The following is a 14,626-nucleotide window of genomic DNA, read 5'->3' as shown; positions in this document are numbered from 1 at the left end:
CGCCTAGCCCTGGACATCACGCATGAAGTCGAAGTCGCAACCCTGATCGGCGCCGGTGACATGATCGGCATAGAGTCGGTCATAGCCGCGCCGCCGAGGGGACGGCGGCACGGTCACGGCCGCCCGCCGCTTCGCCATCTCGTCCGGCTCGACGAGAAGGTCGATCCGCCGGGCGGCAACGGAGAGGCGGATCCGGTCGCCATCTCGCACCAGGGCCAAAGGCCCGCCCGAGGCCGCATCCGGCGTGACGTGCAGGACGATCGTGCCGAACGCCGTGCCGCTCATGCGCGCGTCCGAGATCCGCACCATGTCCTTGACCCCTTTGGCCGCCAGCTTTTTGGGGATCGGCAGGTAGCCTGCCTCCGGCATGCCGGACTGGCTGTGCGGTCCCGCCTGCTGCAGGACGAGGAAATCCTCCGCCCTGACGTCAAGCGCCGGATCGTCGATCCGGGCGGAGAGGTCCGCAAGCGAGGTGAAGACCACCGCCCTGCCCTCCCGCTCGAAGAGGCTGCTGTCGGCAGCCGAGCGCTTCAGGATCGCTCCGGCCGGCGCCAGCGAGCCGAACAGCGCCACGAGCCCGCCCACCGGCTCCAAGGGCGCCGCCGCACTGGCAATGATCTCGCGGTCGACCCAGGGCGCACCCTCGGCGTCCAGCCGCTCGCCCAGCGTCTCGCCCGTCACCGTCAGGCAGTCCAGATGGAGGAGCGGGCGCAGCTCGCGCAGGACCGCCCCCATGCCGCCGCCGGCGTGGAAATCCTCCATGTAATGCCGGCCGACCGGCTTCAGATTGACGAGCACGGGGGTTGTGTCGCTGAGCTCGTTCAGCCGATCCAGCGTCACCTCGATCCCGGCACGGCCTGCGATCGCCGTCAGATGGATGATGGCATTCGTCGAGCCGCCGAGCGCCAGAAGCACGCGCAGCGCGTTCTCGACCGACTTTGCCGTGATGATCCGCCTTGGGGTACGGCCGCTGCCTATGAGCGCCACTGCGAGGCGCCCGGTGGCCTCGGCCGCCCGCAGCCGGTCGGCATGGACGGCCGGAATGGCGGCGGTGCCCGGCAGGATCATGCCCAGCGCCTCGGCCAGACAGGCCATGGTCGAGGCCGTCCCCATCACGGCGCAGGTCCCAGCCGTGGTGGCAAGATTGCCCTCGATCGCCTCGATCTCGGGCTGGTCGATCTCGCCCGCCCGATAACGCGCCCAAAAGCGCCGGCAATCGGTGCAGGCACCCAGCCGCTCGCCTTTGTAGCGGCCGGTCATCATCGGCCCGCCGATCAACTGCACGGCCGGCCGGTCGGCCGAGAGGGCGCCCATCAGCTGGGCTGGCACCGTCTTGTCGCAACCGCCCATCAGCACCACCGAATCCATGGGCTGGGCGCGGATCAACTCCTCCGTGTCCATCGCCATGAGATTCCTGAAGCGCAGGCTGGTGGGCGAGAGAAACCCCTCCCCCAGCGATGTCGTGGGGAAGTCGAGCGGCAATCCGCCCGCCGCCAGCACACCCCGCTTCACGGCCTCCAGCAGCTCGGGAAAATGCCGATGGCAATTATTGAAGCCGCTCGCCGTGTTGGTGATGCCCACCACCGGTCGCTTCAACAGATCGACCGACAGCCCCATCGAGCGGGCGAAGGACCGCCTGAGATAAAGCGAGAAATCCGGATCGCCATAATTGGTGAGCCCATGGCTGAGGCCACTTGGCTTGCCCGTCATTCTTCGCACCTCCCTCGCTCAGTCCGGCGCGCTCCGTCACCGGCAGGGGGCACCTAAGAACAATTGCAACATGAGTGCAAACCCCGCTCTAGCCGTAGCTCTCAGGCCGGCGAAGGCCGCGGCGCCATTGCCGGCTCGTCCTCCGCCACCGACAGACCCTGGGCTTCCTCGACGGGGTGGCCCACCGGCCGCAGCCCAAGTGATTGGGTAGGGTCCGGCGCCGCCAGGTCCTGCTCCTCCACGTCGGCAGGCAATTCCTCGATGCCGGCACCGGGACGCTCCTCGGCCAGCCTGCCGTCGAAGGCCTGCTTGAAACGGATCAACGCCGCCTCCAGCCGCGCGATGTCCTGGGGCGAGAGCGGCGCTGCGCCATCCTCGGCCTCGTTGCCGGGCGCCGCTGTCAGGGCCCTCGGATTTTTGCCCAGGAGATGCAGCAACCTGGTCGTGCTCAGCGCCACGACCTCGCCCATCCGACCGCTAGCCAGCATCACCGTTAGTATCTGATAGGCGGCAAGCAGTCCGAAACCCACCGCCCCGTCGCCTGGATGCAGCTCCGGATGCCGCGTGATCTGGCGGCTGGGCACCGTCGTCGTATGCGTCGCATTGGCCGGCAGGCCCACCGGCAGCTCGCTCGCCACCAGATCGAAGGCTCCCTCGTTGAAGGCGAACTCGAAGGCGAGATTGACCACGGACGGCGGCACGCCCAGCAAAGAGCCGCCATTATAGAGGCCGAAGGTGCGGATGACGGAATCGACACCTTGCGAATTGTCGTGCAGCTTGCCGAGGATGACGAGGAACGCGGTTAGGTAATAGGGAATATAGTCGGACAGTAGCGCGGGAATCCGGATGGCCCCCAGCGAATTGACCGCGCCCACCGTGGCCGACGTCACGAGCAGGCCGATCCCTGTTATCTTCTTGACCCGCTTCTCGTCGTCATCGATGAGCTTGACATGGCCCAGTATGTTTTCGACCAGGGGTTCCAACATCTGGCCCATCCGCTGCAGGCCGCTGCCGACCTCGTCCAGAAGCTGGCTCTCCGCATCGCCGATCCGCCCGCCCATTTCATAAGTCTCGCGTGCCGCCCTGACGACGCTCCAAAGCCCGCTTGCGAGCTTGAAGTCGTTTTGGATGAGCTCGGCCAGATCATACCGCTGCCGCCCGTCATCGACTTGCCCGTCCGGCAGTTGAACAGTGCCACCATGTAGCCTGTCCCGCCGGATGGCTTTCTCCGTCAGCCAGCGACGAATGTCGCCCAGAGTCGCCGGATCGCTTCTGCCAGTCGCCCCGGCGAACTTAAGCGCCGTCCAATCCTTGAATTTCTGGTATTCATCGGGAAAATTGGCGTAGAGGAAGAGGCCGAACTCGGCGACGCCGACAACGGCCGGCCACCAGACGCTTTCATTGACCGCGATGGCCTGGTCGGCATGACCCTGCAGCGGCGCATTGTCCGGCCGGTCGTCCGAGGCCGCCTTGAGGAAGGTCTGCGCGGCGTAAAAGACGGCCGGCAGGAACCAGATCAGATGACGATCGCGGAAATTGTTCTTCACCAGCCGTATGCTCAAGGCCGGGTTGAAGACGAGGCCGCCCATTTGCGCCAGGGTCCGCGCATACGCGCCCGCCAAGGCACCTGTGTAGAACCAGCTGGCGGGCTTTGTGTAGCTCGCATAGGCAAAGGGCATGGCGGCGGTGGCGAGGCTCGCAACGTTGCCCATGATCGGCAAAACCCGCTCCTTGAGCGGCCGGTCATAGGCGATGCTGCCAAGGTCGCTGATCGTCTGCTGGGCCTGCGCCTTTATCTGCTCCTTGGCAAAGAGCACATCCGGATCGTCGCTCTCCAAGACGCCCGTCACTAGGTCCTGCAATTGCTGCAAGGCATCCCTCATGGTGGCGAGGAGATTGCGCGGTTCCGGATTCTCCGCCGTTCCCAGATCGATCTCGAGGCGCTGCAGCTGCGCGCGAAAATCCTTGGACGCGATCAGATCCGTATAAAGCGTCGTCCCTTGCCAGAAGCGGCCCGCCCGGCTGGCGGGCCGATCCGGCGGCACGATCGCCGCCGCCGCTTCCGCCCTTGCTCGCTCGATCAGACCGCGCGGATCGCGCATATAGGCGCTCAGCAAAGCGGCATCGATGCCGTTGACCTGTGCCAGCCAGGCCGCGAACCCCGCGGGCAGGCCTCCCCGCCCGTCCTCGACATCGCCCGGATCAACCTCAGGCTCCAGGACGGCCGGCGGCAAGGCGGCATCGCTCATCGCGGCTATCACAGCCGGACCTTCGTCAAGTCCAGCGGGCGGTCGCGGGCTCTGCTCGGACATGGTGAAAACTCCTCGGTCGCCGCATCCGATAGCGCGTGAAAAGAAAAGCCAATCGCCATCCCGGATCGACTGCGGACGCTCGGTTGACGAACTGAAAAGCGCAGCGAATGACCGGATCCTAGTTAATAGGCCTCGTCCCTCAATGATAATGCAAAACACGAAATCCGATATTCGTCCAACGAATACCATCTCATTCCATCGAAGAACGAAATGAGATCGCCTCAATACTTGGGTTGGACGCGCGAGACAGGAAAAGTCTCCGGCTGCCAGGAGATGCCTTCCCTGGACTCAGGGGGAGCATTGCGGCGAACCGGGTCGGGCGCCGCAACAAATCATTGTGGAGCGCAAGATTCATTATGAACTGGCGTTCGGCATCCTAAATTGGCGGCTTCGCCGCGCCACTCCTCCCGCTGGTGCAGATCCCATCGTTACCATGTCGCCGCTCGTCCCATCCAAGCTGGCTCCGTCCGTAATCCTCAAAGCGGCTCAGATCAGTTTTGCCGCCGGCAGAACGAGACCGCGGAAGCATCACGCCGCGCATCGATCAGCGGCGCATCCAACTTCCTCCTTCGCCGCGCCAGCGCTGTTCCCCATCACGGGCTTGCTCCCGATTGCGCCGAACTCCACGACTTGCGGTCTGCGGGCCAGGGTCTGGTCGCAGGGATTGGCTAGCCGGGCGCGCGGATAGAACGGGGCCGGCGTCTTAGCCACGCGCTTGCCCTCAGCCGTCGACGTCGTCACCTCCAGGGCGCAATCGTTCAAGTCCTAGTATGGATCATGTATCTGGCATGGATGTTGCTTTGCAGAAACATCGACCTGTAGGACAAGGGACCCGCCGGATGGCTGTCGAATACTTCGAGGCACATAACTTCTTCTTGCAGAAGGGCGGCTCGTTACCTGTTGCCCGCCTGGCCTATCGAACCTCCGGGACCTTGTCGCCCACCGGCGACAATGCGGTCCTCATCCCATCCTGGTTTTCCGGCAATGACGAGGCCAGCGAGACCTACCTGACAGGCACAGGCCGGGCACTGGACCCGGAAAAATATTTTCTCATCTTCACCAACCTTCTGGGCGGCGGACGTTCATCCTCGCCATCCAATTCCCCCGCGCCCAGCGAGCAAGGCCGCTTTCCGACCGTCACATATTACGACAATGTGCGATTGCAGCACGCCCTCCTGACGCAACGATTGGGCGTAGAGCACCTTCGCCTGGTGACGGGCTGGTCGATGGGGGCCTGTCAGGCCTATCAATGGGCGGCGCAATATCCAGGCATGGTGCGATCCGCCGTGCCCATCGCGGGCTCGGCCAGGACCGCCTCCTACAACAAGATCTTCCTCCTGGCGCTACGGCGCGCCTTGACCCTCGATCCGGTCTATGCGGACGGCTTTTATGCAAGCCCGCCTATCCGCGGCCTGAAGGCGTTTGCCGCGATCTATGCCGGTTGGGGCACCTCCGAGCCATTCTTCCGCCTTGGGCATTATGAGCGATTCGGCGCCAAGAACCACGCGGAATTCCTCGAATATTTCTGGGAGCCCTTCTACCTCGGGCACGACGCCAATAATCTGCTCACCCAGCTAAAGACCTGGGAACTCGGCGATATTTCCGACAGCCCGGCCTATGACGGCGACTATACCAAGGCACTGGCTGCGATAACGGCAAAGCTGATCACGGTGCCCATCGACAAGGATCGCTATTTTCCGCCTGAGGATGCGGAATTCGCGGCCTCGCACATTCCCAATGGTCGCTGCGCAACGGTGGAATCGACCTGGGGGCATATGGCGCCAATGGACCCGAACCTGAAGGAAACATTCGACGCCTTGTTTCATGAAGCGCTGTCCTAGGCCGTATGGACGAATTTCACCAAGCATAGACTGCCTGCGATGCTCACGATCGGCCTTTAATTTTTGGCGATTTTCTCACATCCCAGGGCGACGCGCTTGAGACGTTAGGCGCGGACGAAGCCTTGCGCGATACGCCTTCTTCGCCCTGACGAGCGTCCGGGCGAAGAAGGCGTGGTCGTTCCTTTCGCCGGCCTCCTGCGGACTCGACCGGGGCAACGCCCCGCGCCCTTGCGGCAGCCTGGTTGGCCTTGCTGGAATAGCCCTCATGACAGGCAAAAGCCGATGAATCCGAACAGATTGAACCTAGGAACCGGCCAACCTGCTCAACCCCAAATTGGTCCACACGGCTTGCTCGTACGAATCTTACCGCATGCGGTCCCCAGACGGCGCAGACCGATCGCTGCGACCTTCCGGACTCAGCCTCGCAGCACCCTCTGCACCTCAATCCGCGCGACCTAAGCGATCCGGATTAGCCCCGCCACCGGCCTGTTTTGCATCGCCCAAACCGGCCGGCGACCGTACGTGATCGGAAAACGCTATTTCCCAACGATCAGATCGGCGATTTCGCTTGGATCATCAGTAAGCTCGGTTTGTTCTTTAATTTCAGGAGCCCATTTCTCAATGATTGAATGCCATACTTGACCAAGCTCCGGCCCGACGAGCCTATCTAATTGAGATTGCGCATAAAAATATCCTCCGATCAAAAACGCCAGAAGCAACGCTCCGCCTATACCTAAAGTATAGGCAACTTCCATAAAGTTAGATATCATAAATTCTTTTAAGCTATTTGTAATTGCTTCTAATGATTGGATCTTAGATATAAGAAAAATACTCAAGGCGGGAATGATAATAACAATTGCCAGAATGATTAGTATTTTTCTCGTTATTGAATATCTGCGAAAGCAACGCTCGAATCCTCCGGTTCCGGCAAGCCTATCAAGAGCGATGGTTTGCTTATAAAGATCATCTATCTTGTTAACTGGAACTTTATTGGAATCAATAAATGCATGGAATGCTTCGATTTGGCGCATAGCAAAGTTATTAAAAAGAACATTAGATCCAAAAGTATATAGAAAGTTCATAGACATTTTTTCCTTATAATATTTATATGTATATTTATTCTGTTATTTACATGTGGGTTTTTTGCGATGCGTAATTGTTGTACTGTTCTTACATGTGCGAATGCCAGAATCCTTTGCGGGGATTGCGGTTGCTTACCTCTAAGCCGCGTAGACGAATTTGGTCAAGCGTAGCCCTGCGGCGAAGCTGACGACGAAGCGAACGTTTCGCGCTGATTTCTCGCGTTGAAGGGCGACTCATTTGACTCGCTTGAGCCGTCCAAAGCGCTGCTCGATGCGGGCGCGCGCTTTATAGAATATCTTCGTGAATAGGTCGGTGTATTTTCTCGTTGGCCTTGTTGGGGATCACGGAAGCAATGCTCCTAGCCCCGGCGGCGACGCATTTGGATTTACTGGCCTGTCCCTTATCCTTGAGGGCGGCACGCGGCGCTATGTCAGGTTCGATGTCTAGCAAGGTCGCAAAACGAGCGAGCCCGAGGCTCAGCCGCCGGTGCGATCGAGAGCAATCATATCGCCGGAACTGTTCGCCTTTGCGTGTATCTTGGTCTTGAACCCACCACGCGAGCGTCCTAGCGCCTCCGCGTGTTGCCCCTCCGTGCCCGCTGCCGAGACGTCGACATCGATCCCTACCTTCCATCCAGTCGGATACCGATGAGATGAGCGGGATTCTGCTTAACTATTGAAAAATTGCCATTCAAGTCGATCGGTCCGCACCGCCTAGGCATATCGGTATTTGTACCAGCGGGTCATGTCCTTGGACCGCACACGTCGATCTTGCCCGTCATTCCAGCGCGTGAAGGTAGGATTCTCCTTGAATTACGCTTTCCGGTCAGACGAATTTGGGCCCTTCCACTACGGGGCTCGCTCCTACTGCCGCCGCCCGAACGACACCGCATAAGCATCATTCCGGGCGTCGATCAGCGGATCGTCCGACTGCTCGATGCCCTCTTCCAGGTTCGCCGGCAGATACATAAGCTCCTTCTCCGCCGCCGCGCTGTTCGTCACCACTTTCGTGATCGTGATCGTGCCAAGGTCCACGACCTTGCGGTCCGCCGGCCAGGGTTGCGTGGGATCGGCCGTCTGGTCGCCCGGATTGGCCAGCTGGGCGCGCAGATGGAACGAGGCCGGGGCCTTGGCCAGCCGCGCGCGCAGCTCCTCGCTGAGGAAATTCGGCGACTTCACCTTGGCCGCGTCGGGGGACAGATGATCGTCGCCCTCAAAGGGCTCGATCTTGAAACGGAAAGGCTGCCGCTTGCCCGCCGCGTCGACGAAAATGAACGCATCCACCCCATTATATGTCTCGCGCGCAAAGCTGGAGGGCGTGCTTACCCCGGCCCCCGCCGCGGCCACCCTCGGATGCCCGGCGATGAACGTCTCGAGCGGTGTCGGATGCGGCGCATCCGGCCCGCTCTGCGATACGGCCGTCAGCAGATCGCGAAACTCATCTCCATTCTTCACCGGAAAGAACGGCAACGAATTGGTAACCGCATCCACATCCGTCCCGTCCGCCTGGTGAAAGCGAATGGCCATCCCATGCGGATTGGCGTTCCGATCGCCGTCGGGCAAGGTAGGTAGCCCCGTTGAATTCGAAAACCTCACCGTCACCGGAATGGTCCCGCCGGCGAAAATCCCAGCCATCGACAAGCTCTTGCCGACCTCGGACGGCGTGAACTCCCCCTCCGTCACCAGCCCCTTCGCATGGTTGGCCCGCATCCCCGCATGCGACCCCCAAAGCTTGTTCATCACATCGACGGTCTGCTCCGCCGTCGACTTCTCCTGCGCCCCGGCCCCGGACAAACCCGCGAGCAGGATCAGCCCCGCCAACACCCAAACCCGCAAATCATCGAAACCCATGGCGCCCTCGGCCTATCCGTTCGCAGTATGTAAACGTACGAAGAATACATGAAATAGAATAGGATAAATGAGCGGAGGAAGCCTTCGGCGACCAGGAGGCACCGCCTCCTGGACCTGGGGGGCGATGGGTGGGTCGGACAGCGGGTGGCGTATGAGATCTATTTTATAAGGACTATATTCCTTGTACGGTAGGCCCCATGGACTGGACCGATCGCCTCGCCCCCAAGCCGCCACGGCGCCGCTACCCCTTCTGGGCAAGACGCGACCGCAGGCGCACGGCCCAGGCCATGGCGGCCGGACGTAGCGCCCAGGAGATGGCGCTCGTCAATCGCGTCCCGGTCATGGAAGTCGAGAAGCTGCTGCGGGACGAGGAGTTCCAGGAGCTGCTTCGGCATTACAGCGCGGTGGCATCGCTCCCTTATGAGGAGCGCATCGCCCGGCTGGCACCCCTGGCGCTCTCCATCCTGGAGATGGGTCTGGAGACGGGCGACATGCGGGTCGCCATGTTCGTCCTCCATGAGCAGAACCGGGGCCGCGATCCGGCCCGGAGCATGGCCCAGCGCTTCGTCGCCCGGGCCGAGGCCGCCGCACGGGAGACGCAGCCCAGGCCCGAGCGTCGCGAGGCCGCACCGCCGGCCGGGCCGCGCCAGCCGCCGGGCGACTGGAGCCATTGCGCGGCGATACCCGAGCACCAGGAGGAGGCGGAAGCGCTGGCCCTGGCCGATCTGCGCCGGGTGGCGCGGGACAACCGGGCTGAGCTGAACCGGCTGGCGGACAAGCTGGCGTCCGAGGCCGAGCGGATGGGTACGGGTCTCGGGCCGAACGCCTTGCCGGCGTTGCGCCTTGAGGCGGTGGCGCGAGGTGTGGCGCGGTACTGGCACGAGCGGCCGGCGGAGAGCATGCAGGCGGCGATACGCTTGCAGGGTGCCCGCAGGATCGGCCGCTACGGGACCGGCCCGCCCTCGTGATCCTGGCCGGGGAAGACTCGATCCTCACCCGCACTGGCAACCCCACCCCAACCCGGGTCCAGGGGGCGGTGCCCCCTGGCCGCCGGAGGCATCCCTGCTTTCTCGCAGCGAGGCGGCGATCATCAGATCGCCGGGGGCCGGCGGAGGCCGTTTCCTCTGACATTCTCCTTGGCGGGTCTCGCTAAGCTACATGATTTGCGGGGTGGCTCGCTAAGTTACGCATTGTCGGGAGATGGGCGGGTGTGGTCGCGTGTCGTCCGGGGAGCTGACGTTAAGGGCGACGGGAAAAAATCAGGCGCTGACGGCATGTAGGTTAGCGAGATCAGGCGCTGACAGAGGTGTGTAAGTTAGCGAGGCTCGGAGAAAGCGTGAAGCATGGATTCGCGACGAAAAGGGATATAGCGTTTGTTGATCAGTGAGTTGAAGGATCTTACTCGCGTGAGAGTCGAGGTCTGTAACTTAGCGAGCGGCAAAGCTGTGGATGAATGCGTTGTCCGCTGTAACTTGGCGAGGTGGATGCGTAGCTTGGCGAGGCCAGCGTGTAAGTTGGCGTGCCCTACTAAGGAATCTAATAGAATCTAATAATCTGCAACTAGGAGAAAGCCTCGCTAAGCTACACGTTTCAAATTCCCATCCGATCGGTTATCGGTTCTCCTGTTGGGTGGAGAACATAATGAGCGATCTACACGAGAAAGTGCGCTTGCACGGTCGCGCGGTGCTAGCTAGTGCCAGCAGCAAAGCCGAGAAGAAGGCGCTGCAGCTGGCCATGAACTTCCTGGCGGATGAAAATCTGGATGCCGGGTTCGTTCATCCTTCCATGTGTCTGACGACTCTGCCGCACCGGGCGACGCCGCAGGACGAGATCTGGAGCCGCCAGGGATCGTTCGCCTCTCTCGAGGTGGTGCCCGTGCGCCAGAAGGATGGCAGCTACATGGGCGTACCTTACGGACCAAAGGCGCGCCTGATCCTTCTCTACCTACAGGCCGAGGCGATCAAGACGGGATCGCGGCAGGTGAGCCTGGGCAAGAGCATGCGCGGCTGGCTGCAGGCCATGGGCGTGGCGCTTTGCGGGCCGAACTACAAGACGGTGCTGGAGCAGGCACGGCGGATCGAGAATTGTTTGATCCGCTTTTCCTATGCGACCGAGGACGGCAATGGCCGGTGGCAGGATTCGATCATTCGCGGCTCATTCGACCCTTATGAGGGCGATGGCAGCGTGGAACTTAGCGAGGGTTTCTACCGGGCGCTGAACGAGCATCCAGTGCCGGTCGCCGAAGCAGCGATCCGACATCTGGCGGATACCTGCATGCCGCTCGACATCTATCTCTGGCTGGCCTACCGGCTGCACGCGTTAAAACGGCCGACGATGGTCTCCTGGCAGGCTCTGCATGCGCAGTTCGGGGCGGCCACCAAGGAGCTCTATCATTTCAAGCCGCGCTTCCGTCGCGATCTGGAACTGGCACTGCAGGTCTATCCGGATGCGCGCGTGGAGCTTGATGACAATGGCGCCAGGCTCTGGCCGTCGGCTCCGGCCGTAGCCAAGCGCACGTCGGGCATGATCACCGCCGCCTGACCCCCCTGCCCGCGGTTCTGCTGGCGGAGGCGTCCTATCTCGCTGTCTTACGCACCGCGCGGTGCGTAAGACAGCGAGATAGGACAGCCGAAAAGCCCGACTTCATCCCGTTTGGCGATGGATGATGGGCGGAACGGTGTGAGCGTCCTCACCGGTACGCGCGTGGCACTGCCGTTCGAGGGTTGCGGATAACACCGGTCCAGGTGAGTTCGATGTCGACCCTCGCCTCGTCGCGCACCGGCGGGTCTGCGGCAGCGGGCCCGGGAGCGATTAGTCCGGGTTGTTGGCTTTGACGTAGAGCGCCCAGGCGTCCTCGATGACGACGCCCTGTTGGACGCCGCGGCGACGGGCCTCGTTGCCGATCTCCTCGGCCACGTGCGGGAGGACCTTGGCATGCACCTGGCCGGTGCGCGGGCTCGGCCGACGACCGCGCTGCTTCTTGGCGCTGCGATCGACGAAACCCAAACCCTCGCCGGCGGCGTCGACGCGCTGCACCACTTGCGGCGAGCCGTCTTTGTTGCGGCTCTTGAGTTGCCGCAGATCGATCGTGAAGGGTTTGTCTTCGTTGCTCATGCGGCTTTCTCGACCAGTCGCTTGTAGATTTCAGCGGCAAACAAGGCGGCATTACCGATCGCCGCTTCCATGCGCCCTTGGGCGGGGATGCTGCGCAGGTCGCCGCCGAATTCGAACAGCGCTGAGAAGGCGGAGCGCTCCATCAAGGGTGGCTGGACGACGTCGACCCCCTGCCCCAGCAACGACGCCTCGATGGCGGTATGCTGCTTGGATTTGACGGCACGCGTCATGGTGAAGACCACCGCTTGGCGAATGGGTCGGCCCAGCGCCTCCTCCTCTTCCGCTACCAGCGAGAGTGCCCGGATTCCGATCGTGGCATCGAGAGTCGTTGCCCGCATCGGCGTGAGGACGAGATCGGCCTGCGAGATGGCGCGCGAGACCAGCCGCGAGGCGACGCCCTCGAGATCGACGATCACCACCCGTCCATCGGCGTCGTAGCGCTTGATCGTGCGCACGATCTCGGCTTCGCTGACATCGGACTGGACCGTGATTCGAGGGGGCGGCGGCCGTCTCTCGGCCCAAAGTGAAATGGAACGGTTTGGGTCGCAGTCGAGCAGCACGACCTCCGCCCCAGCATGCGCCATTTCGGTGCCTAGGACGACCGCCGTTGTCGACTTCCCTGCCCCGCCCTTGGGCGAGGCCACCACGATCACGGGCATTCTCTACTTTTCTCTTACCTGGTCATACGGATAACCGGATATCATCGCTTATCTAGAGTTGCAATTTATTTCTATAACCGGATTTTCCTAATCATCCGGTCATAAAGCGGTTGTGGCGAGAAACCCCTGTGTACGCGGTCCGATCGGCCCTGGAAGAAATCCGCCTGGAATTTCGAGATGCTTGAGTCGGATAGGGCCGCCTGCACACCTCGCGTGTGTACTCATTCATTTTTTCATTGGCTCTATATCATTATCGGATTACCCCAATTATCCGGTTTGACCGGATAATGTGGAATATCAGATAATGAATCGGTGTCGTCTGATCTGGTGACAGTTGTCTCTGTGGTCAAATCCACGCCCTCCGCAGAGCAGGGCATGTCGCATGTCTGCTTGAAGGATGCTCACCAGTATTCCCATCGCAACCTGATAACTGGGTTAGGCGTATTATACGATAATAACGAAAACCAGATAAAGATAGCATGATATCGCTCGTTCGGTCGGCATAAGACCGGATAATAAGACAAACCGGATAATATATAGGCTTGGTGAGCGCGGCTTTATTCGAGGTCTCTCACCAGAGTGGTCGGCGGTGGGATCCTCAACGGAACTCAGAGGCTTACAGCGCCACCATGGGTCATCGTGACACGGCGTATCATAACCGGATCATCATACAGACCGAATGAATACAGAAACCGGATAAACAGACGAATAATTTTTGACCGAGAGACAGAGCCAACAAGGACGGGGCCAGGGGCGCTGAGTTAACGACGCTTCAAGTCACCCATCACCCGAGTTTGCCCTGGAAATGGCGATCCGGCTGGAGGTGAGAGGTCGGGAAAGCCCGCCGAAGCAACCGGCAATGCAAATCTCGCCTTATTCTGTCGCGCAGAGGATCAGGAACACGCTGTAACTCGTGAAAGCAGGCATGCCGACGCCGACGTCATGGGCGCCACAAGGCGCCCGGGGTTCTGTGACCTGAACGGTGCTGGGGCGATTGGTATGAACCAGGTAGGCATGGCGAGCATCACCTCATGCGCCAACCAGCTACAGCCAATCCAGATCTGCGGCCGTTCCATGAAACCGTTTGGCGCCAGCGGTCTCGTCCGACAGACATTTGGCAGGGCAGGGCAGGGCAGGGCAGGGCAGGGCAGGGCAGGGCAGGGCAGGGCAGGGCAGGGCAGGGCAGGCATGATGGAACGCCCACGTCGGCCGGAGCGTTCCCGCGTGCGCGGACAGGCGTCGTTCGCACAAAGTATTGCAGACTGGCGCCTGTTTAGCGGTCGGGGATAAGTGTTCGCGGATAGTTGACGCTGGCCAAGCCGCCGACATCATAGCCGAACAAGCCGAACAAGCCGAACAAGCCGAACAAGCCGAACAAGCCGAACAAGCGCGTGACCGTCCAACGCGTACCGGCAGGCCAGATCGAGGCTGGCGGAGGTCTTAGTTGGCTGCGCTGACCGGCGCCTGATGGCCCTGGATGGAGCTGTTGGTCGAGGGCCTGAAGCTAGTTCTGGTAGCTGCCTAGCCTTGCGCCGTCGATCTGCAATCATGGAGCAGGGACTTAGCGACAAAGGCCGGTTTGCTGTCGAAGCCGACCGAGAAGACGGCGCATTGCTGAACGACGGAGGACCGTATGTTCGACGATCCGCTCTGACCGGTCGTCCCGTCTGCCGCGAGGAAAGACACGAGTCTCCTTGGCGACGCCTTCAAAGCTCGCCTATTATCGGTTTTATTCGAGACCCTTTGCCTCGTCTGTGCCGCGTTCAGACATAGACCGCGTAGTCGCGAACAAGATGGCGCCTGCCATCTGGCTGCCTGCAAGCTTGTCGTTGATGGCGGGTGACCGGAAGCACAGTCGTGCAGCAATAATGGCGTCGAGCGTGCCCAAGGGCGTCATCGTAGCGGTCCGGGTTAGCCGCTGGAGGACGCAACCGTGGGGAAGGACGCATGCCGGATTAACATCGCCCTTTTACACGTCATCTGATCCAGCGCCGTGGAATATGGTCCAGGCGGCGGGCCGCGGCAGCCAGGGATGGCTTATGGCCACACCTGAATAA

Annotated in this window: 9 protein-coding genes; 3 read left to right on the top strand and 6 right to left on the bottom strand. The window is 61.4% G+C overall.

Annotated features, from left to right (window positions below; all coding sequences use genetic code 11):
• Positions 1–3 precede the first annotated feature (3 nt).
• Both CFB17_RS13985 and CFB17_RS13980 read right to left on the bottom strand, forming a co-directional pair.
• The gene (locus CFB17_RS13985; RefSeq protein WP_088562181.1) at positions 4–1,710 is read right to left on the bottom strand and encodes an IlvD/Edd family dehydratase; all 1,707 of its coding nucleotides are present in this window, start codon (positions 1,708–1,710) and stop codon (positions 4–6) included.
• Between the two features lie 101 nt (positions 1,711–1,811).
• Positions 1,812–4,022 carry a hypothetical protein gene (locus CFB17_RS13980; RefSeq protein WP_133063914.1) on the bottom strand — a complete coding sequence of 737 codons (2,211 nt, stop codon included), beginning with the start codon at positions 4,020–4,022 and terminating at the stop codon, positions 1,812–1,814.
• 839 nt (positions 4,023–4,861) lie between these two features.
• Between CFB17_RS13980 and CFB17_RS13970 the strand changes: the two genes are divergently transcribed.
• A complete protein-coding gene (locus CFB17_RS13970; RefSeq protein ID WP_165769622.1) occupies positions 4,862–5,863 on the top strand; it encodes an alpha/beta fold hydrolase in 1,002 nt (333 codons plus the stop codon).
• A 536-nt stretch (positions 5,864–6,399) separates the two neighbouring features.
• Here CFB17_RS13970 and CFB17_RS13965 read toward each other — a convergent pair.
• Both CFB17_RS13965 and CFB17_RS13960 read right to left on the bottom strand, forming a co-directional pair.
• Positions 6,400–6,945, bottom strand: a complete 546-nt coding sequence (locus CFB17_RS13965; protein WP_088562177.1) for a DUF6097 family protein — start codon at positions 6,943–6,945, stop codon at positions 6,400–6,402.
• Positions 6,946–7,809: 864 nt separating this feature from the next.
• On the bottom strand, positions 7,810–8,796 hold the full coding sequence (locus CFB17_RS13960) for a catalase family peroxidase (RefSeq protein ID WP_088562176.1): 987 nt from the start codon (positions 8,794–8,796) through the stop codon (positions 7,810–7,812).
• Between the two features lie 197 nt (positions 8,797–8,993).
• On the opposite strand from CFB17_RS13960, the gene CFB17_RS13955 reads away from it, so the two are divergent.
• Together CFB17_RS13955 and CFB17_RS13950 are read left to right on the top strand one after the other, a co-directional pair.
• Complete coding sequence (locus tag CFB17_RS13955; RefSeq protein WP_088562175.1) at positions 8,994–9,764, top strand: hypothetical protein; 771 nt, start codon at positions 8,994–8,996, stop codon at positions 9,762–9,764.
• Positions 9,765–10,437: 673 nt separating this feature from the next.
• The gene (locus CFB17_RS13950; protein ID WP_165769621.1) at positions 10,438–11,337 is read left to right on the top strand and encodes a replication protein RepA; all 900 of its coding nucleotides are present in this window, start codon (positions 10,438–10,440) and stop codon (positions 11,335–11,337) included.
• Between the two features lie 270 nt (positions 11,338–11,607).
• On the opposite strand, the gene CFB17_RS13945 is transcribed toward CFB17_RS13950, so the two are convergent.
• Both CFB17_RS13945 and CFB17_RS13940 read right to left on the bottom strand, forming a co-directional pair.
• Entirely contained in the window at positions 11,608–11,910 is a 303-nt protein-coding gene (locus CFB17_RS13945) for a chromosome partitioning protein ParB (RefSeq protein WP_088562173.1), read from the bottom strand.
• A complete protein-coding gene (locus tag CFB17_RS13940) occupies positions 11,907–12,569 on the bottom strand; it encodes a ParA family protein (RefSeq protein ID WP_088562172.1) in 663 nt (220 codons plus the stop codon). The genes CFB17_RS13945 and CFB17_RS13940 overlap by 4 nt, the downstream gene beginning before the upstream one ends.
• Between the last annotated feature and the right edge of the window lie 2,057 nt (positions 12,570–14,626).

The sequence above is a fragment of the Arboricoccus pini genome (assembly GCF_900187945.1).
GTDB lineage: Bacteria > Pseudomonadota > Alphaproteobacteria > Geminicoccales > Geminicoccaceae > Arboricoccus > Arboricoccus pini.
Note: the sequence above shows the minus strand (reverse complement) of the source record. Positions and strands in the feature narration are given on the sequence as shown.

Excerpts from the sequence above, each read along its gene's own strand:
- CFB17_RS13985 (WP_088562181.1), bottom strand. The coding sequence starts at position 1,710 with ATGACGGGCAAGCCAAGTGGCCTCAGCCATGGGCTCACCAATTATGGC.
- CFB17_RS13980 (WP_133063914.1), bottom strand. The coding sequence starts at position 4,022 with ATGTCCGAGCAGAGCCCGCGACCGCCCGCTGGACTTGACGAAGGTCCG.
- CFB17_RS13970 (WP_165769622.1), top strand. The coding sequence starts at position 4,862 with ATGGCTGTCGAATACTTCGAGGCACATAACTTCTTCTTGCAGAAGGGC.
- CFB17_RS13965 (WP_088562177.1), bottom strand. The coding sequence starts at position 6,945 with ATGAACTTTCTATATACTTTTGGATCTAATGTTCTTTTTAATAACTTT.
- CFB17_RS13960 (WP_088562176.1), bottom strand. The coding sequence starts at position 8,796 with ATGGGTTTCGATGATTTGCGGGTTTGGGTGTTGGCGGGGCTGATCCTG.
- CFB17_RS13955 (WP_088562175.1), top strand. The coding sequence starts at position 8,994 with ATGGACTGGACCGATCGCCTCGCCCCCAAGCCGCCACGGCGCCGCTAC.
- CFB17_RS13950 (WP_165769621.1), top strand. The coding sequence starts at position 10,438 with ATGAGCGATCTACACGAGAAAGTGCGCTTGCACGGTCGCGCGGTGCTA.
- CFB17_RS13945 (WP_088562173.1), bottom strand. The coding sequence starts at position 11,910 with ATGAGCAACGAAGACAAACCCTTCACGATCGATCTGCGGCAACTCAAG.
- CFB17_RS13940 (WP_088562172.1), bottom strand. The coding sequence starts at position 12,569 with ATGCCCGTGATCGTGGTGGCCTCGCCCAAGGGCGGGGCAGGGAAGTCG.